The organism is Massilia scottii (genome assembly GCF_030846495.1).
In the GTDB taxonomy this organism is placed as follows: Bacteria; Pseudomonadota; Gammaproteobacteria; order Burkholderiales; family Burkholderiaceae_D; genus Telluria_A; species Telluria_A violaceinigra.
In genome coordinates this window covers 160236-183512 of the sequence record NZ_JAVCWM010000004.1, presented here as the reverse complement: position 1 = coordinate 183512, position 23277 = coordinate 160236, and the positions used below count along the sequence as shown (strand labels likewise).

At 68.1% G+C, this 23277-nt stretch carries 16 protein-coding genes; 10 read left to right on the top strand and 6 right to left on the bottom strand.

Annotation, left to right across the window (positions count from 1 at the left end; all coding sequences use genetic code 11):
- Positions 1 to 68: 68 nt before the first annotated feature.
- The 4 genes from kefC to RBA41_RS06895 are packed head-to-tail and all read right to left on the bottom strand — an operon-like array spanning position 69 to position 4968.
- Positions 69 to 1877 carry a glutathione-regulated potassium-efflux system protein KefC gene (kefC, locus tag RBA41_RS06910; RefSeq protein WP_306622385.1) on the bottom strand — a complete coding sequence of 603 codons (1809 nt, stop codon included), beginning with the start codon at positions 1875 to 1877 and terminating at the stop codon, positions 69 to 71.
- Between the two features lie 25 nt (positions 1878 to 1902).
- Positions 1903 to 2460 carry a glutathione-regulated potassium-efflux system oxidoreductase KefF gene (gene kefF, locus RBA41_RS06905; RefSeq protein WP_306622383.1) on the bottom strand — a complete coding sequence of 186 codons (558 nt, stop codon included), beginning with the start codon at positions 2458 to 2460 and terminating at the stop codon, positions 1903 to 1905.
- Positions 2457 to 3785, bottom strand: coding sequence for a glycoside hydrolase family 18 protein (locus tag RBA41_RS06900; RefSeq protein WP_306622381.1), 1329 nt, complete (start codon positions 3783 to 3785; stop codon positions 2457 to 2459). The genes kefF and RBA41_RS06900 overlap by 4 nt, the downstream gene beginning before the upstream one ends.
- A gap of 13 nt (positions 3786 to 3798) precedes the next feature.
- Entirely contained in the window at positions 3799 to 4968 is a 1170-nt protein-coding gene (locus RBA41_RS06895; RefSeq protein WP_306622379.1) for a DUF5009 domain-containing protein, read from the bottom strand.
- 209 nt (positions 4969 to 5177) lie between these two features.
- On the opposite strand from RBA41_RS06895, the gene RBA41_RS06890 reads away from it, so the two are divergent.
- Positions 5178 to 5789, top strand: coding sequence for a PEP-CTERM sorting domain-containing protein (locus RBA41_RS06890; protein ID WP_306622377.1), 612 nt, complete (start codon positions 5178 to 5180; stop codon positions 5787 to 5789).
- Positions 5790 to 5801: 12 nt separating this feature from the next.
- On the opposite strand, the gene RBA41_RS06885 is transcribed toward RBA41_RS06890, so the two are convergent.
- A complete protein-coding gene (locus RBA41_RS06885; RefSeq protein WP_306622375.1) occupies positions 5802 to 6698 on the bottom strand; it encodes an alpha/beta hydrolase in 897 nt (298 codons plus the stop codon).
- 167 nt (positions 6699 to 6865) lie between these two features.
- Between RBA41_RS06885 and RBA41_RS06880 the strand changes: the two genes are divergently transcribed.
- Positions 6866 to 10912: a response regulator gene (locus tag RBA41_RS06880; RefSeq protein WP_306622373.1), complete on the top strand. Its 4047-nt coding sequence runs from the start codon at positions 6866 to 6868 to the stop codon at positions 10910 to 10912.
- Here the strand turns inward: RBA41_RS06880 and RBA41_RS06875 are convergent.
- On the bottom strand, positions 10875 to 11705 hold the full coding sequence (locus tag RBA41_RS06875) for a universal stress protein (protein ID WP_306622371.1): 831 nt from the start codon (positions 11703 to 11705) through the stop codon (positions 10875 to 10877). The two genes, RBA41_RS06880 and RBA41_RS06875, sit on opposite strands and share 38 nt — an antisense overlap.
- Before the next feature lie 173 nt (positions 11706 to 11878).
- Between RBA41_RS06875 and RBA41_RS06870 the strand changes: the two genes are divergently transcribed.
- The 8 genes from RBA41_RS06870 to ccoO all read left to right on the top strand — a co-directional run bounded on the left by RBA41_RS06870 (position 11879) and on the right by ccoO (position 23277).
- Positions 11879 to 14569 carry a bifunctional acetate--CoA ligase family protein/GNAT family N-acetyltransferase gene (locus tag RBA41_RS06870; RefSeq protein WP_306622369.1) on the top strand — a complete coding sequence of 897 codons (2691 nt, stop codon included), beginning with the start codon at positions 11879 to 11881 and terminating at the stop codon, positions 14567 to 14569.
- A 114-nt stretch (positions 14570 to 14683) separates the two neighbouring features.
- The gene (locus tag RBA41_RS06865; RefSeq protein WP_306622367.1) at positions 14684 to 16318 is read left to right on the top strand and encodes a methyl-accepting chemotaxis protein; all 1635 of its coding nucleotides are present in this window, start codon (positions 14684 to 14686) and stop codon (positions 16316 to 16318) included.
- 38 nt (positions 16319 to 16356) lie between these two features.
- Positions 16357 to 17787, top strand: coding sequence for an oxygen-independent coproporphyrinogen III oxidase (hemN, locus tag RBA41_RS06860; RefSeq protein WP_306622365.1), 1431 nt, complete (start codon positions 16357 to 16359; stop codon positions 17785 to 17787).
- Between the two features lie 10 nt (positions 17788 to 17797).
- Positions 17798 to 18553, top strand: a complete 756-nt coding sequence (locus tag RBA41_RS06855; protein WP_306622363.1) for a sulfite exporter TauE/SafE family protein — start codon at positions 17798 to 17800, stop codon at positions 18551 to 18553.
- Positions 18550 to 20955, top strand: a complete 2406-nt coding sequence (locus tag RBA41_RS06850; protein ID WP_306622361.1) for a heavy metal translocating P-type ATPase — start codon at positions 18550 to 18552, stop codon at positions 20953 to 20955. The genes RBA41_RS06855 and RBA41_RS06850 overlap by 4 nt, the downstream gene beginning before the upstream one ends.
- Complete coding sequence (ccoS, locus tag RBA41_RS06845) at positions 20956 to 21132, top strand: cbb3-type cytochrome oxidase assembly protein CcoS (protein ID WP_306622359.1); 177 nt, start codon at positions 20956 to 20958, stop codon at positions 21130 to 21132.
- An 88-nt stretch (positions 21133 to 21220) separates the two neighbouring features.
- Positions 21221 to 22648 (top strand): cytochrome-c oxidase, cbb3-type subunit I, encoded by a 1428-nt coding sequence (gene ccoN / locus RBA41_RS06840; RefSeq protein WP_306622357.1) that lies wholly within the window; start codon positions 21221 to 21223, stop codon positions 22646 to 22648.
- Positions 22649 to 22662: 14 nt separating this feature from the next.
- Positions 22663 to 23277, top strand: coding sequence for a cytochrome-c oxidase, cbb3-type subunit II (gene ccoO, locus RBA41_RS06835; RefSeq protein ID WP_306622355.1), 615 nt, complete (start codon positions 22663 to 22665; stop codon positions 23275 to 23277).

The following is a 23277-nucleotide window of genomic DNA, read 5'->3' as shown; positions in this document are numbered from 1 at the left end:
GTGATGGCGAGGCGGCTGCTGAAAGTCGGCGCTCGGTGCCAGAACCGTTCCTGCGCGACTGGCACTGGCTACGTCCCATCCCACCCATTCTTGTTTTCCTCGGCGGTCAGTTCGGCATCGAGCGCGAACATGGCTTCGAGTTCCTCGCGCGCCTGCTTGGCCACCGACAGGAACTGTTCCTTGTCCTTGTAATACGGATATATCTTGTCCAGGCTGCGCAGGTTGAACATGCGGAACTTGCTGGCTGCCTGGCGCGCCTGGTAGGCGCCGAACCCGAGCTCGTGCAGCACATCGCGTCCCAGCATCAGCGCCGCTTCAAACGTTTCGCGCTGGATGATGGTCACGCCGCGGTCGCGCAGGTCGAAATAATGGGTCACGTTGCGCGCCCGCGCCATGATTTTCAAGGTGGGAAACTCGCGCCGCACCGCGTCGACCAGCTTCAGGCTGTCGTCGATATCGTCGACCGCCACCACCAGCGCCCGTGCCCGCGCCGCGCCGGCCGCGTGCAGCAGGTCGATGCGGGTGACGTCGCCGTAAAACACTTCGCTGCCGAAGCGGCGCACCAGGTCGATCTGGTCCGGGTCGTGGTCGAGCACGGTCAGCTTGACCCCGTTGGCGGTCAACAGGCGCCCGACGATCTGGCCGAAGCGCCCGAAGCCGGCAATGATCACATGCTCGTCGTTGGGGGCGATCTTGTCGGCCTGGCGCGTCTGGTCGGCGCGGTAGCGCGGCGCGATCAGGCGGTCGTGGGCGATCAGCAGCAGCGGCGTGACCACCATCGACAGCGCCACCACCACCACCAGGATGGACGCCACCTCGGCGCTGAACACCTTGGCCGCCTCGGCCGCGCCGAACACGACGAAGGCAAACTCCCCGCCCTGCGACAAAATGAAGGCGAACAGCGCCTGCTGGCTGCGCGCAATCTCGGCCAGCCTGCTGATCCCGTACAGCACCGCGATCTTGATGCACAAGAAGGCCGCCACCAGCCCCAGGATCAGCCACGGCTGCGCCATGAACACGCCGAAGTCGACCGACATGCCGACCGCGATGAAAAACAGCCCCAGCAGCAAGCCCTTGAACGGTTCCAGATCGGTCTCGAGCGCGTGGCGGTATTCGGAGTCGGCCAGCAGCATGCCGGCCATGAAGGCGCCCAGCGCCATCGACATGCCGACCCATTGCATCAGGAGCGCAATGGCAATGACCAGCAGCAGTGCGAACGCGGTAAAAATCTCGCGCAGGCCGGTCTTGACGATGATGCGCAGCAGCGGACGCACCAGGTGGCGCCCGGCGAAGATCAGGCCGCCGATGACGGCAACCACCTTGAGCGCGCCCAGCCAGCCCTGTTCGGTGCCTTCGGCGGCGGCCACGCCCAGGAGCGGCACCACGGCGATCATGGGAATGGCGGCCATGTCCTGGAACAGCAAGATGGCGAAGCTGGCCGAGCCGGTCGGGGTGCTCATCAGGTTGCGCTCGTCCAGGGTGGCCAAGGCGATCGCGGTCGACGACAGCGACAGCCCGAGGGAGGCGATCAGCGCCACCTTCCAGTCGACGCCGGCCAGCATGGCGGCCGCGCACAGGGCGCCGCTCACGCCCAGCACCTGGGCCGCGCCGCGCCCGAAAATGGCGCGCCGCATGGCCCACAGGCGCTTCGGTTCGAGTTCGAGGCCGATCACGAACAGCAGCAGCACCACCCCGAATTCGGAAATATGCAAAATATCTTCGACCTCGCCGATCAGGCCCAGCCCCCAGGGGCCGATGGCGATGCCGGCCAGCAGGTAGCCGAGCACGGCGCCCAGGCCGAGTTTTTTGGCGATCGGTACGGCAATCACCGCCGCCGCCAGGTAGATCAGTGCGTTAAGCAGCAAACCGTGTTCCATCGTCGCAAAGCTTTCCAAGGGGGATTCAGGCGCTCGCCAGCGCCGTCAGGCGGGCGGTAAAGGCGTCGACATGGGCGTCCAGCGCCGCGTCGCCGGCGCGGTGGGCGGCATGCAGGATGTGCGGATCGATCCAGTCCATGCCGCACAGGGCGGCAATCTGGCGATAGGGCGGCAGGAACGCCTCGAACGGGTGGCCGTGGGTGGCGCCCGGCGCGTAGGCATCAAGCGGGCTGCCGGTCGAGGCCACCAGCCAGAAGCCCTTGCCCTGCAGTGCGGTGGCGCCGGCGCCGTAGGCCCAGCCGGGCACCAGCACCATGTCGACCCATTCCTTGAGCAGGGCCGGCATGCCGTACCACTGGATCGGCTGCAGCAATACCAGGGAGCTGGCATCGGCCAGCTGGTCCTGCTCGGCCGCCACGTCGATGTAAAAGTCGGGGTAGGTGCCGTACAGGTCGACCAGTTCGACCCCGGGCACCTTGCGCGCGGCCTCGGCCAGGCGGCGGTTCACGCGCGAGCGCTGCGGCGCCGCGTGCGCGAACAATACCACTACCTTGCGCACGCGCGCCGGAGGGCCGGCCGTCACTGCGCCTCGAGCATGGCTTTGGACAGCGAAAACTCGGCGTCGTCCTGGTCCAGCGCCCACGACATCATGCCGCCCAGGCGGTTGTCGCGCACGTAGGCGGCCTTTTCCTTGATCACCAGCGGATCGTCGTAGGTCCAGAAAATGCCGTTATCGTAGGTCCACAGCTGCTTGCTGACCGGATGGTAGAACTTGGGCGTCTTGCGCGGGGCCAGGGTCGAGTATTTCTCGGTGCCTTCCTCGAAGCCGCGCGCCGGGGCAGCCGCGCTCTGGTACAGGCCGTAGCGCGCCGCCGGCACGCCGCTCCAGCCGCGCGCGTAGAACGGCACGCCGATGACCAGTTTCTTGGCCGGCACGCCAGCCTTCAAGAAGCGCTGCACGCCGCTGTGGATGCTCTGCTTGTCGATGTCGGGGCTGCCCGGGTCGGCGTACAGGTTGGAGTGAAAGCCGGTCGGGCCCTGCTTGTTCCAGCCGCCGGTGAAATCGTAGGTCATCAGGTTGATCCAGTCGAGCGACTTGCTGTACTTGCCCGGCTCGGTGGCGTCGGTGGTTTTCGCGCCGCTGTTGACTGCCGCCGTCAGGTAGTATTTCTTGCGCTGCTTCTTGCCCAGCGCATTGAGCTGGCTGCGGAACTCCGCCAGCAGCAGGGTGAAATTGCGCTTGTCCGCCGGGCTGATGGTGTTGTACGCCATCAGCGGCACGCCCGGGTACTCCCAGTCGATGTCGAAGCCGTCGAACAGGCCGGCCGCGGCACCCTTGCCGCCATGGCCGTTGAGCAGCGGCAGGTCGCCCTTGATGTACATGTCGATGCAGGACGAGACCAGCGCGCGCCGCAGCGGCGCGGTGGCGGCGCCGGCCGAGAACCAGCGCGACCATTCGGCGCCGCCGATGGCCAGCATCACCTTCAGCTTGGGATGCCTGGCCTTGAGCTGGCGCAGCTGGTTGAAGTTGCCCGCCAGCGGCTGGGATGGACCATCGGCGCTGCCGTCGACCGATTCGCTGGCGCTGAAGTGGTGCGCGTAGTCGAGCGTGGCGCGCATGCCGGCGCCGTCGGCGGCATCCTTGATGTCGCGCCCGCTATCGCAGCGGTAGGTGTCGTCCGGCATCTTGTACAGATTGGCGAAGGCGTAGTTCAGGAACGTGAAGCGGGCGGCCACGCCGGCCTGGTCGAGCTGTTTCAGGCGAAAGCCCTGTTCGGTGCTCCAGGCCGTGTAGTACGAGCCGACCTGGACCGGTCCGGCGGCATGCGCCGCGCCGGCGCCGAAGGCGGCCGCCAGGGCCAGGGTCAGGGCCCGGCTGAGCTTGTTCATGCGGATAGGGTGCGACATCGTTCCTCCATGCTTAAATCTTGAGCTTGCAATTATGTATGTTCAGGCGCGCAACCACCAGCACCATCGTCGCTGTAAACACGGCCGCGGCCAGCAGCGCGCTGTTGCCTTCGACCAGGGCCGGGCGGAACCGGGCCCCGGCCAGGCTGATGACGGCGCCGATGGCGAACGGCAGCAGATAGGTGATCAGCGGACTGGTCGCGGCCGGTTCGACCAGCACCGTCCAGCGGCGCGCCGCGCGCACTTCCACCAGCCAGTACAGCAGGGCGAACAGGGCCACGCACAGTGCGCCGCAATACAGAGCCCAGGGCGGGGTGGCGCCGATCTTCGAGACCGGGTACCAGCGGTGCAGCACCCAGGCCGCCGCCGCCAGCACGGCCGCGAAGGCGGCGCCATGGCGCAGGCGCAGCGAGGCAGGGCGTTGGCCGTCGAAAAACAGCAGCGCGCATACCAGCCCGGCCAGCACGATGAGGCTGTGGATGGCATGCCCGGCCAGCGCCGTGCCGGTGCCGCTGCGGGTGGTGAGCATGTACAGGGTCAGGCAGGCCAGCATGGCGCCCAGCAGCAGCGTCAGTTGCCCGCGCGCCAGCTGGTACAGCACGGCGCCGGCCAGGTAGGCCCAGCCGATCAGGCCGAGGATGCCCCACCACTGCGGCGTCATCATGCTGGTGCCGTCGGCGCCGCGCCAGAGCAGGGCCAGCGCCGCCAGCAGCGCCACCCCGGCCGCCCGCAGGCAGCGGTCGAGCAGGACGCTGTCGAAGCGGTACACGCCCCACACCAGCAGCACGGCTGCGTAGAATGCCAGCGACCAGGCCGCGATCGGCATGCGCATGGCTTGCTCGCTGTAACCGGACTCGGCATTGACCATGAACACGCCCATCACGATCAGCGCCAGCGCGCGGTAGGCCGTATGGCCGAACACCCGCAGCGCGGCGTCGCCGCGCGCGATGCGGCTGTTCACGCCGAAGGGAATCGACATGCCGACCGCAAACAGGAAGCCGGGAAACACGATATCGGCCAGGCCCATGCCGTCGGCCGCGCCATCGACGTGCAGCAGCCAGGAGGGCACGCCGCGCGCGCCGGCCAGGTAATTGACGAAAAGCATGAGAACGAAGGTGAGGCCGCGAAAGGCGTCGACCGACAGGATGCGTTGCCGGGGCAGGTCGTTGAGCGGGACGGGCATGGGCGCTGGGGGTAGGTTGTCGAATCCGGCAGTCGGGAAAGCTGTTCGGAAGACAAGATTATATCACCTGGCATGTCGGCATTCTTTACAGCCGAGCTGGAAGAAACCGTTAGTGTTGCGCTAAGTCGCTGAAAAGATTGACTACTTGTTGCGGGTACGCATATTGCTTCGCCTTGTTACAGGTTTGCTCATAAGAATAAGGAGAAGATATGACCGGTAAAATGACCGTCGCGGCCTGCATGGCGCTATTGCTGGCGGGAACGGCGCAAGCCGGCGTGATCGGCGCCGGCGGCTTCACCGCCCCGACCGTGATCGATTTCGAGGATGCCGTCGCCGGTCCCATCGGCAGCCAGTACGCGGCGCTGGGCGCGACCTTCGTCAATTTCGACCTCGACGTGTATGCGACCTCGCCGGCGCCGCCGAGCCGGGTGGCGCTCAAGTTCATCGACGGTTCGCCCGGGATCGACGGCAGCATCGTGTTTTCGTCGGTGATCACCCGGCTGGGCGCGGACGCGAGCACCAATCCGGAGGATGACACTTTCGTCGACGCCTACCTCGGCAATACCCTGGTCGGCAGCGCCTTTTTCGACACCGGCGGCGACGGCCTCGGCGGTTCTTTCATCGGCATCGAATTCCTGTCCGGCTTCGACCGCGTGGTGTTTCGCACCCTGCCGGTCGTCAACGGCGCGCTGGCGCTCGACAATCTGCGCTTCGAAAATGTCGTTCCGCCCAGCCCGGTGCCGGAACCGGGCAGCCTGACCCTGACCCTGGCCGGGACCGCGTTGCTGGGACTGGTACTGGCGCGGCGCCGCCGGCGCTGAAGCGGGCGCGCCCTACAGCGTCTTGCCGGCGATGACGGCCTGCGCGGGCAGGGCGGCGGCCAGCGGGATGGCCTCGATCGGCTGGGCAAAACGGGTGCTCAGGAACGCGGCGATGCGCTCCTGGGTCGCTTCCAGGTAGGGAATGTTCATGTGGTCCGAGTCGGGCACGGTTTCGTCCAGGTGCAGCTTGCCGAGCTGGGCCACCAGCAGGTCGGTGTGCGAATGCGGCACGATGTCGTCGAAGGCGGCGCGCAGCACGTAGGTCGGCGCGTTCAGCGAGGAGGCGTATTTGACCGACTCGAAACGGTGGCGCAGCACGTACTCGACCGGCACCGCGCGGAACTTGCGCTTGGCTATGGCCAGAATCGAATCGTAGGGCGTGATCAAGACCAGCGAATGCACCGGGCGCTCCAGCGCCACCTGCACCGCCACCCCGGAACCGAGGCTGCGCCCGACCACCGCCACCCGCTGCGGATCGACGTGGCCGCGCTCGGCCAGCCAGTCGAACAGCAGGCGCCCATCTTCGACCATGTGGGCTTCGGCCGGTTCGCCATGCGAATCGCCGTAACCGCGATAATTAACGGCCAGCACGGCCATGCCGGGAAACAGCTTGCCGGCATCGCGCACCACCCAGGACACTTCTTCCGAGCGGCCGCCGAAATACACCACGGCCGGGTGCGGACCGGGAACCTGGGGCGTCATCAGCCAGCCCGACAGCTTGGTGCCGTCGCGCGCGCGCAGCACGATGGCACGGGTGCGGTGGCCGCTGCTGCGCGGATTGTCGACTTCGCGCTTGACGGTCGGATTGAAGACCAGGCGGCGCTGGCTGGCCGCGATGGCCGCCGTCACCCCCACCCACAGCACGCTGACGATGCCGGCGACGCCGGCGACTTTACGAGAATTGTTCATAGGCATCAGTTTAACCGGGTTCCGGCGTCGCGGTGATGCCCCGGGACCGCCACCAAGCCCGACAGTACGATCTCATCAATACGCGTGGCTGGAATACAACGCTCGGGGCTGATAGCTGTGCGCATTTTCATGTGGTAATCTTTACCGGTCCGCACCCTGGCTTTCCCATGAAAAAATTCGTCTTCTCGGCCGAACAAACCGCCGGCCTGTTCGTCGGCTTGCTGGGCACGCTTGTAGCGCTGCGCTGGATCTTCAACAGCAACACGATCGCCACCCTGATCCCCGGTTCGGCCCAGATGGGCATCAACAGTCCGATCCTGTTCATCGCCGCCGGCGTGTGCTGCTGCCTGGTGCTGCCGCGTGCCCATCCGAGGCGCTGGCACGCGCCGCTGTGGCACGCCTGCGCGCTGCTGCTGCTGGTGCTGCCCGCGCTGGTGCTGGTCGAGCACATCACCGGCCTGAACCTGGGAATCGACTTCGTGCGCGTGCCCACCGCGCCCACCGCCAGCACCCCCCATCCCGGGCGCATGGCGCCGAACACCTGCATCGGCTTCCTGCTGGCCGGGGTTGCCCTGCGCCTGGTCCGCCTGCCCCGGCGCAGCCGGCGCCAGGCCGGCCTGCTGACGTTTTGCGCGGCCGGCGTGACCGGGCTCGGCCTGGCGGCCCTGGCCGGCTACTTCCTCAAGCTCGAAGTGCTGTACCGCCTGGCGGCCTACAACGCCATGGTCACGCCCACCGCCGTCGGGATGAGCGTGCTGGGACTGGGCCTGTGGTCCCTGCGCAATACGGTCACCGTGCGCGGCGATGTCCTGGACAAGGAAAACCGCATCACCGCGCGCGCCATCGCGGTGGTGGCGCTGGTGGCCGTGAGCGCCGGCGCGGCCGGTTTTGCCGCCATGCGCGACAGTTACGAAGAATCGATTGCCGACAATATGCGCCTGTCGGCCGTCAGCAGCGCCGCCACCGTCGGCAACTCGCTCGAAACCAGCCTGTGGTTTCCGCGCACCATCGCCGACCGGCCCTCGGTCACGGGGCCGGTGGCGCGCCTGGCCGCCGGCGCCGACGATGCGCGCGCGCGCGCCGCGCTGCTGCAGGCGGCCGGCAGCTTCATGAACGCCGGCATCAGCGCCCTGCGTTTCGAGAGCCTCGACGGCAGGGTGCTCGCCTCCAGCGGCGTGTTCACCGGGCCTGGCACGGGTGCGGGGCAGCCGCTGGTCACGACCGGCCAGCGCGCCCGCCTGCTGTGGCCCGGCCACTACGTGCTGGCCACCGAGAACGAGGTGCGCGACGGCGAGCGCGTCGTCGGGCGCATGCTGGCCGAACAGCAATTGCCGATCGTCGACCGCCTGCTGGCCGGGATCCGCGCCAGCAGTCCCTCGTCCGACGTGCTGCTGTGCAGCCTGGACGGCAAGGATGCGCTGTGCGCGCCGACCCGTTTTTACCCGGACACCTTCCGCATTCCCATGCTCAAGCCCGACGGCAAGGTCAACCTGCCGATCAACCAGGCGCTGCTGGGGCATGCCGGGGTGGCGGTCACGCGCGACCTGCGCGGCGTGGCCGTGTTCGCGGCCTACACCCCGATCCGCGAGTTCGGCCTGGGCGTGGTGGTCAAGAGCAACCTCGATACCGTCTACCTGCCGCTGCGCAACAAGGCCAACACCCTGATGCTGATGCTCATCGCGCTGGTGGCACTGGGCGCGTCGATGCTGCTGATCCAGGTGCGTCCGCTGCTGGCCCAGCTGGTGCGCGAGCAGCGCCGCATCAAGGTGATTCTGGAGAACTCGAACGACGCCTTCATCGCCCTCGGGGTGGACGGCTGCATCACCGACTGGAATACCGAGGCCGAGCGCACCTTCGGCTGGAGCGCGGCCGAAGCCATCGGCCGCCGCCTGTCGGAACTGATCATCCCGCCGGCCCAGCGCGCCGCCCACGAAACGGGCTTCCTGCAGTTCACCCGCAGCGGCACCGGCCCGGTCATCAACAACCGGCTCGAAGTGAGCGCCCTGTGCCGCGACGGGCGCGAAATCCCGATCGAAATGTCGGTGGCCGCCTTCCAATCCGGCGACGGCTACGTGGCCAACGCGTTCGTGCGCGACATCAGCGAGCGGCGCCGCCTGGCCGGCGAGATTGCCGCGCGCGCCACCGAACTCGAACTCGAGCGCGACCGCGCCCAGGCCGCCAGCCGCGCCAAGGGCGAGTTCGTGGCCAACATGAGCCACGAACTGCGCACCCCGATGAACGCGGTGCTCGGCATGACCTACCTGCTGGGGCATACGGACCTCAAGCCCGAGCAGCGCAAATACCTCGACATGATCCGCAGCTCGGGCCAGTCGCTGATGGGGATCATGAACGACATCCTCGATTTTTCCAAGATCGAGGGCGGGCGCATGGAACTGGCCGAAGCGCGCTTCGACCTGGGCGAGGTGCTGGCGGCGGTGGCCGACATCATGAGCGTGTCGGCCGGCGACAAGGACCTGGACCTGGCGATCGGGGTCGAGCCGGACGTGCCGCGCGCGCTGGTGGGCGACGCGCTGCGCCTGCAGCAGGTGCTGGTCAACCTGGCCGGCAACGCCATCAAATTCACCGAGCACGGCGAAGTGAGCGTGCTGGTCGACGCCAGCGCGCGCCAGGACGATCGCCTGACCTTGCGCATCCGCGTGCGCGATACCGGCATCGGCATGGATGAAGCGCAGCAGGCGCGCCTGTTTTCGCCGTTTACCCAGGGAGATTCGTCGACCACGCGGCGCTTCGGCGGCACCGGCCTGGGGCTGACCATTTCCAAGCACTTGACGGAGATGATGAAAGGGACCATCGAACTCGATAGCGCGCCGGGGCGCGGCAGCGAATTCACGGTCAGCCTGCCGCTGCGCGTGGCGCCCGACCAGGATGAGGCCAGCGCGCCCGAAGCGCCGCTGGGCAGCCTGCGCCTGTTGGTGGTGGACGACAACGCCACCAGCCGCGACTACCTGTCCAAGACCATCGCCGGCTGGCGCTGGGAAGCCGAGGTGGCCGGTTCGGGCGCCGAAGCGCTCGCGATGGTGGCGCGCGCCGCCGCCGTGCAGCGCCACTACGACGTGGTGCTGCTGGACTGGCAGATGCCCGGCATGGACGGCGCGGCCACCATGCGCGCGCTGCGCGAACGCATGCCGGCCGCGCGCCTGCCGATCGCCCTGATGGTCAACGCCTACGGGCGCGGCAAGCTGATGGACAGCGGCGCCGCCGGCCAGGCCGACGCCATCCTCAGCAAACCGGTGACCGGTTCGAGCCTGTTCGACACCGTGCACGAAGTGCTGGTGCAGCGCGCCCAGGCCGCGGCGCGTCCGGGCGGCGCGCTGGCGGCCCTGCACGGCGCCGCCGGCACGGTGCGCCTCGACGGCGTGCGCCTGCTGCTGGCCGAAGACAATGAATTGAACCAGGTGGTCGCGCGCGGCATTCTCGAGAGCGTGGGCGCGCGCCTCGACATCGTCGGCAACGGCCAGCTGGCGCTGGCGCGGCTGGCCGCCAATCCGGGCGCCTACGACCTGGTGCTGATGGATATCCAGATGCCGGTGATGGATGGCTACGCGGCGGCGCGCCGCATCCGCGCCGGCCTGCGCCTGACCTTGCCGGTGCTGGCGCTGACGGCCGGCGTGACCGAGTCGGAGCGGCGCGCCTGCGCCGACGCCGGCATGAACGACGTCATCGCCAAGCCGATCGAGGTCGACGACATGCTCTCGGCCATCGTGCGCCATTTGCCGGGACTGGAGCGTGGGGGCGCGCCGGCGGCGGCAGCGCCGGCGGCACCGGCGGTGGCGGCCTTGCCGGTGCTGCGTCTCGGCCCCCTGATCGAGATCGCCAGGGGCAATCCGGAGCACCTGGCGGCGGTCGCCAGCCTGGTGCGGCGCGTGGTGGGCGAGGGCCACCAGCAGTTCGACCAGGCGCGGGTGCACTGGGACGCCGGGCGCGACCATGAGGCGGCCATGGCGCTCCATTCGCTGCGCGGCGGGATCGGCAGCGTCGGCGCCAAGCGCTTTGCGGCCGCTTCGCTGGAGCTGGAGCAGTCGCTCAAGGGCGAGCCGGCCGGCGACACCGCGGCCCTGTTCCTGCGCGCCGCGCGCGAACTCGATGCGGCGATGGACGCCGCGCGCGAGTGGCTGGCGCAGCAGGATGTTGCCGCGGCCGCCGCCGCCGCTGGCGCTAGTGCGACATCAGCACCGGCGCCGTCATCGACTTGAGGATGGTGGCCGTCACCCCGCCCAGCAGCAGTTCGCGCACGCGCGCATGGCCATAGCAGCCCATGACGATCAGGTTGGCGTCGACATCGGCCGCCAGCGACAGCAGCGCTTCGCCGACATCGATGCTGGTGCGCTGGGCCATGACCTCGGCGTTGATGCCGTGGCGCGCCAGGTACAGGGCGATGTCGGCGCCGGGCTGCTGGCCGTGCGCTTCGTCGGGATTGAACACCGCCACCGTGACGCGGCGCGCGCGCTTGAGCAGCGGCAGGGCGTTGGCCAGCGCGCGCGTGGCGGCGGTGCTGGCATCCCACGCCACCAGCACCTCGCTGCCGATGACGGGAAAGCGGCCGGCATGCGGCACCACCAGCACCGGGCGCGCGCTGGCCAGCATGACGTATTCGGGCAGGCCGGGCGTCATGCGGGCGACCGGATCTTCCGGGTCGGACTGGCTCACCACCACCAGGTCGGCATAGCGCGCCTGCAGCGCCAGCGCGGCGCCGGGTTCGTCGTCGACCAGGCGCCGCTCGAACGAGCGCACGGCGGCGCCGGCGGCGACCCGCTCGAAGTGGTCGAGGGCGGCGTTGGCGCGCCGGTTCAGTTCTTCCATGTGGCTGGACAGTACCGTCTGCATCAGGTCGGTGGCGCCATCCTGGTAGATGTAGCGCGATACGCCGCTCATGGCCGCGCCCACCAGATGGGCGTTGCAGTCCACCGCCACCGCGGTGGCGGCCTGCAGGCGCGCTTCGGCGTGGCGGGAATGATCGGCGTGAACGAGGATGGTCTTGTACGGCATGGCGGCTCCTGTTGGCTTGGTTACCTCAGCGTAGGCCCTGCCACGGCCACAGTCCAGCGTTGTTCGGCCTGCGCAAACCTTTGTTTTGTTATATTTGATGCACATCAAGCGCAGCCCCGGCCGGGCCGTCTACGCTGTGCGCCCATCGTCAGGCTCAATCAAAAGGGATCACCATGAGCGTCAGGAATCTGGAGCACTTGTTCGCACCGCGGTCGGTGGCCATCATCGGCGCCTCGGCGCGTCCCAACAGCGTGGGCGCGACCGTGCTGCGCAACGTCATCGAGGGAGGCTTCAGCGGCGCGCTCTATCCGGTCAATCCCAAGTACGACAATCTGGCCGGGCTGCGCGTGTACGCGCGCGTGTCGGCCTTGCCCGCGGCGCCGGACCTGGCCATCATCTGCACGCCGCCGGCCACGGTGCCGGGCCTGGTGCACCAGCTGGGCGAAGCGGGCACGCGCGCGGCCATCATCCTGACCGCGGGCCTGAGCGCGCAGCACGACAGCCAGGGGCGCACGCTCAGGCAGGCCGCGCTGGATGCGGCCCGGCCCTACACGCTGCGCCTGCTGGGGCCGAACTGCGTCGGCCTGCTGGTGCCCGGCATCGGCCTCAATGCCAGCTTCGCGCATACCGGCGCGCTGCCCGGCAAAATCGCCTTCGTGTCGCAATCGGGGGCGCTGGTGACGGGCGTGCTCGATTGGGCCAAGTCGCGCGGGATCGGCTTTTCCAAGTTCATTTCGCTGGGCGACAGCGCCGACATCGATTTTGGCGACCTGCTCGACTACCTGGCCAGCGACCCGCACACCAGCGCCATTTTGCTGTACATGGAAGACGTGCGCCACGCGCGCAAATTCATGTCGGCCGCGCGCGCCGCCGCGCGCAGCAAACCGACCCTGGTGCTCAAGGCGGGCCGGGTGGCCGAAGGCGCCAGGGCGGCTGCCTCGCACACCGGGGCGCTGGCCGGTTCCGACGACGTGTACGACGCCGCCATCCGCCGCGCCGGCATGCTGCGCGTGCTCAGCACCGAAGACCTGTTCGCCGCCGTGGCGACGCTGGCGCACGCGCGGCCGCTGTTCGGCGAGCATCTGGTGATCCTGACCAATGGCGGCGGCCCCGGCGTGATGGCGACCGATGCCGTGGTGAGCGGCAAGGGCAGCATGGCGCAGCTCGCGCCGGACACCGTCGCCAGGCTGGACGCGGTGCTGCCGTCCACCTGGTCGGGCGCCAACCCGGTCGACATCATCGGCGACGCCCCGGCCCAGCGCTACGTCGACGCCCTGAACATCGTGCTGCAGGACCCGCAGGCCGACGCCATCCTGTTCATCCACGCGCCGACGGCGATCGTGCCCAGTGCCGACATCGCGCGCGCGATCGCGCCGCTGGCCAAGGCATCGTCGCGCAACATCCTGGCCTGCTGGCTGGGCGGCGACGCCGTGGCCGAGGCGCGCGCGATTTTCACCGAGGCCGGCATTCCCAGCTTCGGCACGCCCGAGGAAGCGGTCAGCGCCTATCTGCAGATCGTGCAGTACCGGCGCAACCAGAACCTGCTGATGCAGGTGCCGCCGGCCGCCTGCGACGACGCGGTAGCCGACGGCGCGGCCAATCCGGCGGCGGCGCGCGCGCTGGTGCGCGCCGCGCTGGCGGCCGGGCGCACCTTGCTCAGCGAGCCGGAAACCAAGGCGGTGCTGGCCGCCTACGGGGTGGCCGTGGTGCAGACGCGCAGCACGGCCTCGGTCGAGGAAGCGGTGGCGGCGGCGCGCGAGATCGGCTTTCCGGTCGCGCTCAAGATCCTCTCGCCCGACATCACCCACAAGAGCGACATGGGCGGCGTGGCGCTCGACCTGGAAGACGCCGACGCGGTGCGCGCGGTGGCGCAGCGCATGAACAAGCGCCTGGCCGAACTGCAGCCGCAGGCGCGCCTGGAAGGCTTTTCGGTGCAGCAGATGGCGCGCCGGCCCGAGGCCCACGAACTGATCATCGGCGTGGCCACCGACCCGGTGTTCGGCCCCGTGATCCTGTTCGGGCAGGGCGGCATCGCGGTGGAGGTGACGGCCGACCACGCGGTGGCGCTGCCGCCGCTGAACGTGGTGCTGGCGCGCGACCTGATCTCGCGCACGCGCGTGGCCAGGCTGCTGGCCGGCTACCGCAACCGGCCGCCCGCCAACATGGACGCCATCATCGCCACCCTGATGCGCATCTCGCACATGGTGGCCGACCTGCCCGAGCTGGTGGAGCTGGACATCAATCCACTGCTGGTCGACAGCGACGGCGCGCTGGCGCTCGACGCGCGCATGCGGGTGGCCATCGCCGACCAGTCGGCCAGCACCCTGGACCGGCTGGCGATCCGGCCCTATCCGCACGAGCTGGAAGAACGCATCGACTGGCAGGGCGCGTCGCTGCTGCTGCGCCCCATCCAGCCCGAGGATGGCCCGGCCCACGTGACCTTCTTCAACGCCCTGAGCGACGACGATGTGCGCTACCGCATGTTCGTGCGCGTGCGCGAACTGAACGCCTCGCAGCTGGCGCGCTTCACCCAGATCGACTACGACCGCGAGATGGCGTTCATCGCCACGCGCCCGGGGCCGGATGGGGTGAACGAAACGCTCGGCGTGGCGCGCGTGGTGTGCGACCCCGATAACGTGGCCGCCGAATTCGCGGTGACGGTGCGCTCCGACCTGAAAGGGCAGGGACTGGGCAAGGTGCTGATGGAAAAGCTGATCGCCTACTGCCGCAGCCGCGGCACGCGCGAGATCGTGGGCGAGGCGCTGCCGCAAAACACCCGCATCACCAAGCTGGCGCGCAAACTCGGTTTCGAGATCAGCAAGGCGGCCGAAGACGGCTCGGTGCATATGCGGCTGCCCTTGTAGGCCGCCGCCGCCCTGGCCGCCCGGCCATTTTTGATGCAAATCAAGGATTTCGGCCGCCAAGCTCCCTAGACTTCTCCTATTGAATTAATGCTTTAGGGCAAAAGGAGTATCTGCGTGCGCAATAATCTGCCGGTTACAGGGATCGAATACGAGCTGCGCGAAGGCCAGTCCATCGTCTCGAAAACGGACATCAAGGGCATTATCACCTACGTCAATGCCTCCTTCATCGAGGTCAGCGGCTTCGCCGAGGACGAATTGCTGGGCAAGCCGCACAACCTGGTGCGCCATCCCGACATGCCGGCCGAAGCCTTCGCCGACCTGTGGCGCAGCATGAAGGCCGGCCGTCCCTGGACCGGCCTGGTGAAAAACCGGCGCAAGAACGGCGATTTCTACTGGGTGGTGGCGAACGTCACCCCGGTCAAGGAAAACGGCCAGGCGGCCGGCTTCATGTCGGTGCGCACCCGTCCCACGCGCGCGCAGATCAAGGGCGCCGGCGAGTTGTACCAGCGCTTCAAGGAAGGGCGTGCCGACGGCTTGGCCATCGTCGACGGCGCCGCGGCGCGCACCGGCATCGCCGCGCGCTTGCGCGCCGCCTTCCATCTGCCGATCGGGGTACGGATCGGCATCCTGATGGCGTCGCTGGCCGTGCTGCCGGCGGGCCTGGGCGCGGCGTCCGGCAGCGCCGTGCTGGCCGGGGTGGGCGCGTTCGGCGCGCTGCTGGCGCTGGGCGGCTGGGTGGCGCTGCGGCGCGCCATCGTCATCCCCATGCGCCAGGCCGCCGAGGCGGTGCAGGCGCTGGCCGGGGGCGACCTGTCGTTCGTGTGCGCCAACGAGCGCACCGACGACATGGGCCAGTTGCTGCGCGGCCTGCGCCAGGTGGCGGTGAACCTGCGCGCCATCATCGGCGACGTGCGCACCAGCGTGGCCTCGATCGAGGCGGCCACGCGCGACATCGCGGTCGGCAATGCCGATCTGGCTGTGCGCACCGAGTCGCAGGCGTCCAGCCTGGAACAAACCGCCGTCAGCATGGAGCAGTTTGCCGTCACCGTGGGCGAGAACGCCGCGCGCGCCCTGCAGGCCGACCAGCTGGTGTTGTCGGCGTCCGGCATCGCCGGCAAGGGCGGCCAGGCGGTGGCCCAGGTGGGCGCGACGATGGGCCAGATCAGTGATTCGGCTGCCAAGATTGTCGATATCATCAGTTTGATCAACGGGATCGCCTTCCAGACCAACATCCTGGCGCTGAACGCCGCGGTGGAAGCGGCGCGCGCCGGCGAGCAGGGACGCGGCTTCGCGGTGGTGGCGGGCGAAGTGCGCGCGCTGGCCCAGCGCTCGGCGGCCGCCGCCAGCGACATCAAGCGCCTGATCGAGGACTCGGTCGCCAAGGTCAGGAACGGCGACCGCCTGGTCGAGGAAGCCGGCGGCACCATGGCCGGCGTGGTCGAATCGGTGCAGCGCGCCACCACCATCATGAGCGACATCACGCGCGCCAGCGTGGAGCAAAAGAGCGGCATCGCCCAGGTCAACGAGGCGGTGGCGCAGCTGGACCGGATCACCCGGCAGAACGCCGCGCTGGTCGAGGAATCGGTCGGCGCCGCCGCCAGCGTGGCCGAACAGGCCGGGCACCTGGCGCAGGCGATCGCGGTGTTCAAGTTCGGCGGCGGGAGCCGGGCGAGGGGCAAGCGTGCGAATCGGCCGAGCCGGGCCGACTCAGCCGTTTTTGATGCAGGTCAAGGATTTCGCGAGCCCTGATCCCTACACTCGGTCCCCATAGCCAGGAGCCTACCACCATGTCGCATACTGTTATCCCCATCGCCAACCCGCGTCCCCTCGACTTCGATGCCGCGCTGATTCGCAAGCTGAGCCAGAACGGCCCGCGCTATACCTCGTATCCGACCGCCGACCGTTTCAGCGAGGCGTTCGGCTACCGCGACTACCTGCAGGCGGTGGCCGGGCTGCGCACGCGCGGCTCGGTCAAGCCGCTCTCGCTGTACCTGCACATTCCATTCTGCGAATCGGTGTGCTACTACTGCGCCTGCAACAAGATCGTCACCAAGAACCACGACAAGGCGGTGACCTACCTGGGCTACCTGAAACGCGAAATCGAAATGCAGGGCAGGCTGTTCGCCGGCATGAACCAGGTCGAGCAGCTGCACCTGGGCGGCGGTACGCCGACCTACTTTACCGACGCGCAGATGGAAGAACTGATGGAGCACCTGCGCCGCTGGTTCCAGTTCGCTCCCGACGGCACGGGCGAGTATTCGATCGAAATCGATCCGCGCACGGTCTCGCGCGAGCGCGTGCTCAGCCTGCGCCGCCAGGGCTTCAACCGGGTCAGCCTGGGCGTGCAGGATTACGATCCGGCGGTGCAGGCGGCGGTCAACCGCATCCAGCCCGAGGCCGAAACCCAGGCCGTCATCGATGCCGCGCGCGAGGCGGGCTTCCGCTCGGTGAGCATCGACCTCATTTATGGCCTGCCCAAGCAGAACGTATTTACGATGGCGCAGACCATCGAGAAGGTGATCAAGGCCGATCCGGACCGCATCGCCATCTATAACTACGCCCACATGCCGCACCTGTTCAAGCCGCAGCGCCGCATCAACGAAGCGGACATGCCCAGCCCCGACGAACGGCTCGACATGCTGGGCCTGGCGATTCGCCGGCTGGAGCAGGCCGGCTATGTCTACATCGGCATGGACCATTTCGCCAAGCCGGACGACGACCTGGCCGTGGCCCAGCGCCAGGGCCGGCTGCACCGCAACTTCCAGGGCTATTCGACCCATGCCGACATGGACCTGGTGTCGTGCGGCGTGTCGGCCATCAGCGCGGTGGCGGCCACCTACAGCCAGAACGTCAAGACGCTCGACGCCTACTATGACCTGATCGACAAGAACGAGCTGCCGGTCGCGCGCGGCATCCGCCTGGGCATGGACGACGCCCTGCGCCGCACCATCATCCAGACTTTGATGTGCCACTTCGAGCTGTCGATGCCGTCCATCGAGCAGGGCTACCCGATCGCCTTTGGCACGTACTTCGCGGCCGAACTGGAACGCCTCAAGGTGCTGGAAAGCGACGGCCTGGTGACCATCGGCCCAGAGTGGCTGAGCGTGACGCCGAAAGGGCGCCTCCTGATCCGCAATGTGTGCATGGTGTTCGACCGCTATCTCCAGCAGGCCGCGCCGGCGCCACGCGGGTCGACCTCATATTCGCGGACGATCTGACGGGGCACGGGTGAGCGCATTGAACCTGATCGCGGTGTTCATGGTGGGCCTGCTCGGCAGCGTCCACTGCGTCGGCATGTGCGGCGGGATCGTGAGCGCGTTTTCGGCGGCGCCTGTGGCGGCGCGGCCGTTTCCGGTGGCCGTCATGACACAGCGCGCGGCGACCGATGGCATGGCGCGCGTACTGGCTTATAACACCGGCCGCATCGCCAGCTACATGACGGCCGGTGCGCTGGCCGGCGGCCTTGCCGGCGGCGCGCGCACCCTGGCCGGGCTGACCGCCGTGCAGGCGGGCGGCTACTGGCTGGCCAACCTGATGCTGGTGATCCTCGGCCTGTACCTGATGGACGCCTGGCGCGGCCTGGCGAAGCTCGAAGCGCTGGGGCAGGGCCTGTGGCAGCGCGCGCGTCCCCTGATGCGCTTCATCGTGCCGATCGACAGTCCGCTCAAGATGCTGGCGCTGGGGGCCCTGTGGGGCTGGCTGCCGTGCGGGATGGTCTACAGCGTGCTGATGACGGCCATGTTCACGGGTTCCGGCGCCGAGGGCGCCATTGTCATGCTGGCCTTCGGCCTGGGCACCTTGCCGATGCTGCTGGCCATGGGCATGGCGGGCGAGCGCCTGCGCGCGGCCCTGCAACAGCGCGCGGTGCGCATCGGCGCCGGCACCCTGGTGCTGGCCTTCGGCCTGCTGGGCCTTGCGCGCGCCGCCACCGGTGGCCAGGGCGGCTGGCTCGACGCGCTGTGCATCACGGGCGGCGTGCATTGAGCGCGCAGCCGTTCAGCGCCGCCTGCTACCACTGCGGGCTGCCGGTGGCGCTTGGTGCCAGCTGGTCGGTGCGCATCGACGGCGAGCCGCGTCCGATGTGCTGCCCGGGCTGCGAAGCGGTCGCGCAAGGCATCGTCGACAGCGGCCTGGCCGACTACTACCGCACCCGCAGCGTGTTCGCCGACCGGGCCGAGGGCGTCGACCTGGTGCCGCCCGAACTGGCGCTGTACGACAGCGCCGCTCAGGCCACGCCGGGGGAGGCGCGCGAAGGCGTGTTTTCGCTCGACGGCATCCGCTGCGCCGCCTGCGTGTGGCTGATCGAACGGCGCCTGGCGCGCCTGGCCGGCGTGCGCGAGGCCCAGGTCAACGTGGCCACCGAGCGCCTGCACATGACGTGGGACGCCACCGCCTGCAAGCCGAGCGACATCGTCCAGGCGCTGCGCGGCATCGGCTACACCGCTTACCCGTACCAAGCGGCGCAGCATGGCGCCCAGCTCGAACGCAGCCGCAAGAAGCAGTTCCGCCAGCTGTTCGTGGCCGGCCTGTCGATGATGCAGGTGATGATGTACGCGCTGCCGGCCTACATTGCCGAAGACGGCACCATGGACGCGCCGATGGCCGCCCTGATGCAATGGGCCTCGCTGCTGCTGACCATTCCGGCCGTACTGTACTCGGCCCAGCCGTTTTTCAAGGGCGCGTGGGCCAGCCTGCGCGCGCGCATGCCGGGCATGGACCTGCCGGTCGCCATCGGCATCGGCGCCGCCTTTGGCGCGAGCGTCGTGGCCACCCTGCGCGGCAGCGGCGAGGTGTATTACGACTCGGTGACGATGTTCATCTTCCTGCTGCTGGCCAGCCGCTACCTAGAACTGATGGCGCGCCGAAAAGCGGCGCGCGCACTGGAAGACCTGCAGCGCGCCTTGCCGGCGGCGGCGCAGCGCCTCCCCAAGTGGCCCGATTCGCGCCAGGCCACCATGGTCGCCGCCGCCAGCCTGGCCGAGGGCGATGTGATCCTGGTCGAACCGGGCAGCGCGGTCGCGGCCGACGGCATCATCCTCGAAGGGCATACCGATGTCGACCTGGCGCTGCTGACGGGCGAAAGCCGCGCCCAGGCGCGTGTGCCCGGCGACGAACTGCCCGGCGGGGCGATTAACACCACCCAGGCCATCGTGCTGCGCGTGACCCGCGTGGCCAGCGACAGCACGCTGGCGCGCCTGGTCAAGCTGGTGGAAAAAGCCGGCCAGGGCAAGCCGCAGATCGCCCAGTGGGCCGACAAGGTGGCCGCCTGGTTCGTGGCGGGCCTGCTGCTGCTGACGGTGGCGGTTTTCATCGGCTGGCAGATGGTCGATCCGGCGCGCGCCTGGCAGGTGGCCATTGCGGTGCTGGTGGTGTCGTGCCCGTGCGCGCTGTCGCTGGCCACGCCGACCGCGCTGGCCGCCGCCACCGACGCGCTGGTGCGGCGCGGCGTGCTGGTGGTGCAGCCGCACGTGCTCGAGACCCTGCAGCGCGCCACCCATATCGTTTTCGACAAGACCGGCACCCTGACCGAAGGCCGGCCGGTGCTGCGCCACGTGGAGCCGCTGGCCAGCCTTGACCGGGCGCGCTGCCTGCAACTGGCGGCGGCGCTGGAGGCGGGCAGCGCCCATCCGCTGGCGCTGGCGGTCCGCAATGCGGCACCCGGCGCGGAACTGCACGCCAGCGAGCTGCATAGCGAAGCGGGGCAGGGCGTGGAAGGCGTGATCGACGGCGTGCGCTATCGCCTCGGGCGCACCGGCTACGCGGGCTCGGCCCCGGCGCCCGTATGGCCCGACGTGAGCAATGTGTATCTTGGTGCGAACGGCGTCGTGCTGGCGCGCTTCGAGCTGGCCGACGCGCTGCGCGCCGATGCGGTTGACGTGGTGCGGCGCTTCAAGGCGCGTGGCCAGACTGTCATTCTTTTAAGCGGCGACGACCAGAGTGTGGTCAGCCGCACCGGCGCCGCGCTCGGCATCGATACCGCCATCGGCCAGCAGCTGCCGGAGCAGAAGCTGGCCTGCGTGCAGCAGTTGCAGTCGCGCGGTGCGGTGGTGGCGATGGTCGGCGACGGCATCAACGACGCCGCCGTGCTGCGCGCGGCCGATGTGTCGTTCGCCATGGGCGGCGGGGCCGCGCTGGCCCAGCTCAGCGCCGACTGCGTGCTGCTCTCGAGCCGCTTATCGGCGCTCGACGACGCCGCCACGGGCGCGGCGCGCGCGCTCAGGATCATTCGCCAGAACCTGGCCTGGGCCAGCATCTACAACTGCGTGGCGATCCCCGCGGCCGCCTTTGGCCTGATCAATCCCTGGCTGTCGGCGGCGGGCATGTCGCTCAGTTCCGCCGTGGTTGTCATTAACGCACTGCGCCTGCGGCGCATGAAAGCCGGTTGAATGGAATCCTTGTATCTATTGGTCCCCCTGAGCGTGTTCATCGTCGTGCTGGCGGTGTGGGTGTTCTTCGGGGCGGCCGACAGCGGCCAGTTCGACGACCTCGATGGTCCCGGCATGCGCATCCTGCTCGACGACGACGAGCCGGCCGAAAAAGCGCCACGCAACGATCTTGCGTGATTCCGGCGTTTTTGATTCACATCAAGGATTTTTGACCTCCGGAAATTTACTCTTCTGCTGTCATCGTTGCATTCTCAGGAGAGCCTTTGTGGACAGAGCTTTAAATTACAACAACAAGATCGTCAGGTACTTTACGATCGCCACCGTCTTTTGGGGCGTGATCGGCATGCTGGTCGGCGTGTTCATCGCCGCGCAGCTGGCCTGGCCGGCCCTCAATTTCGACATCGCCTGGTTAAGCTACGGGCGTCTGCGTCCGCTGCACACTAATGCGGTCATTTTCGCGTTCGGCATCAACGGCCTGTTTGCGACGTCGTACTGGGTGGTGCAGCGCACCTGCCAGGTGCGCCTGTTCTCGGACACGCTGTCCATGATCACCTTCTGGGGCTGGCAGGCGATCCTGGTGCTGGCCACCATCACGCTGCCGATGGGTTTCACGCGCGGCAAGGAATACGCCGAACTGGAATGGCCCATCGCGCTCCTGATCACGGTGGTGTGGGTGATCTACGCGATCGTCTTCTTCGGCACCATCGTCAAGCGCAAGGTCAAGCACATCTACGTGGCCAACTGGTTCTTCGGCGCGTATATCCTGGCCGTGGCGATCCTCCACATCGTCAACGGCGCGGTCATGCCGGCCTCGTTCTGGAAGTCCTACTCGGCCTACGCCGGCGTGCAGGACGCGATGATTCAATGGTGGTACGGCCACAATGCGGTCGGCTTCATCCTTACCGCCGGCTACCTGGGCATGGTCTACTACTTCATTCCGAAACAGGCCGAGCGCCCGGTGTACTCGTACCGCCTGTCGATCGTCCACTTCTGGGCCCTGATCTTCACCTACATGTGGGCCGGACCGCACCACCTGCACTACACCGCGCTGCCCGACTGGACCCAGTCGATCGGCATGGTGTTCTCGCTGATCCTGCTGGCGCCATCGTGGGGCGGGATGATCAACGGGATCATGACCCTGTCGGGCGCCTGGCACAAGCTGCGTTCGGACCCGATCCTCAAATTCCTGATCGTGTCGCTGTCGTTCTACGGTATCGCCACCTTCGAAGGCCCGATGATGTCGATCAAGACCATCAACGCGCTGTCGCACTACACCGACTGGACCGTCGCCCACGTGCACGCCGGCGCTTTGGGCTGGGTCGGATTCATCACCATGGGTTCGATCTACTACCTGATCCCGCGCCTGGCCGGCAAGACGGAAATGTGGAGCGTGCGCCTGATCGATACCCACTTCTGGGTCGCGACCATCGGCATCGTGCTGTACATCTCCTCGATGTGGATCGCCGGCGTGATGCAGGGCCTGATGTGGCGCGCCGTGAACAGCGACGGCACCTTGACATACACCTTCGTCGAAGGCGTCAAGGCGACCTATCCGTACTACGTGATCCGCGTCGGCGGCGGCCTGCTGTACCTGACCGGCATGCTGCTGATGGCCTATAACACGTACCGGACGATGCGCAGTACCGTCAGCGACGACGCGCGCATTCCCACCCTTTTACCTGCACACGCCTGAATCCGGAGCTTGCAATGAAATTTTCACATGAATTGATCGAGAAGAATCCCTGGCTGCTGATCGGACTGGTTTTACTGGTCGTTTCCTTCGGCGGCCTGGTGGAAATCGTTCCCCTGTTCTTCCAGAAATCGACCACCGAGCCGGTGGCCGGCCTGAAACCGTATTCGGCGCTGCGCCTGGTGGGGCGCGACATCTACGTGCGCGAAGGCTGCTACAACTGCCACTCGCAGATGATCCGTCCGTTCCGCGCCGAGACCGAGCGCTATGGCCACTACTCGGTGGCCGGCGAATTCGTCTACGACCGGCCGTTCCAGTGGGGTTCCAAGCGCACCGGTCCCGACCTGGCGCGCGTCGGTGGCCGCTACAGCGACGAATGGCACCGCACCCACCTGGACAACCCGCGCGACGTGGTGCCGGAATCGAACATGCCCGGCTATCCGTGGCTGGCCAAGACCAGGCTGGTGCCGAACGAGGTGATTCCGAAAATGCGCGCCCTGCAGCGCCTGTCGACGCCGTACTCGGAAGAAGACATCGCCCAGGCCCCGGCCACGCTGGCCGACAAGACCGAACAGGATGCCCTGATCGCCTATCTGCAGGGCCTCGGCATCCAGATCAAGACGAGGAACTGA

Bases quoted from the DNA above. Each gene is read 5' to 3' on its own strand.
- kefC (WP_306622385.1), bottom strand. From the start codon at position 1,877: ATGGAACACGGTTTGCTGCTTAACGCACTGATCTACCTGGCGGCGGCG.
- RBA41_RS06900 (WP_306622381.1), bottom strand. From the start codon at position 3,785: ATGTCGCACCCTATCCGCATGAACAAGCTCAGCCGGGCCCTGACCCTG.
- RBA41_RS06895 (WP_306622379.1), bottom strand. From the start codon at position 4,968: ATGCCCGTCCCGCTCAACGACCTGCCCCGGCAACGCATCCTGTCGGTC.
- RBA41_RS06890 (WP_306622377.1), top strand. From the start codon at position 5,178: ATGACCGGTAAAATGACCGTCGCGGCCTGCATGGCGCTATTGCTGGCG.
- RBA41_RS06885 (WP_306622375.1), bottom strand. From the start codon at position 6,698: ATGAACAATTCTCGTAAAGTCGCCGGCGTCGCCGGCATCGTCAGCGTG.
- RBA41_RS06880 (WP_306622373.1), top strand. From the start codon at position 6,866: ATGAAAAAATTCGTCTTCTCGGCCGAACAAACCGCCGGCCTGTTCGTC.
- RBA41_RS06875 (WP_306622371.1), bottom strand. From the start codon at position 11,705: ATGCCGTACAAGACCATCCTCGTTCACGCCGATCATTCCCGCCACGCC.
- RBA41_RS06870 (WP_306622369.1), top strand. From the start codon at position 11,879: ATGAGCGTCAGGAATCTGGAGCACTTGTTCGCACCGCGGTCGGTGGCC.
- hemN (WP_306622365.1), top strand. From the start codon at position 16,357: ATGTCGCATACTGTTATCCCCATCGCCAACCCGCGTCCCCTCGACTTC.
- ccoS (WP_306622359.1), top strand. From the start codon at position 20,956: ATGGAATCCTTGTATCTATTGGTCCCCCTGAGCGTGTTCATCGTCGTG.
- ccoO (WP_306622355.1), top strand. From the start codon at position 22,663: ATGAAATTTTCACATGAATTGATCGAGAAGAATCCCTGGCTGCTGATC.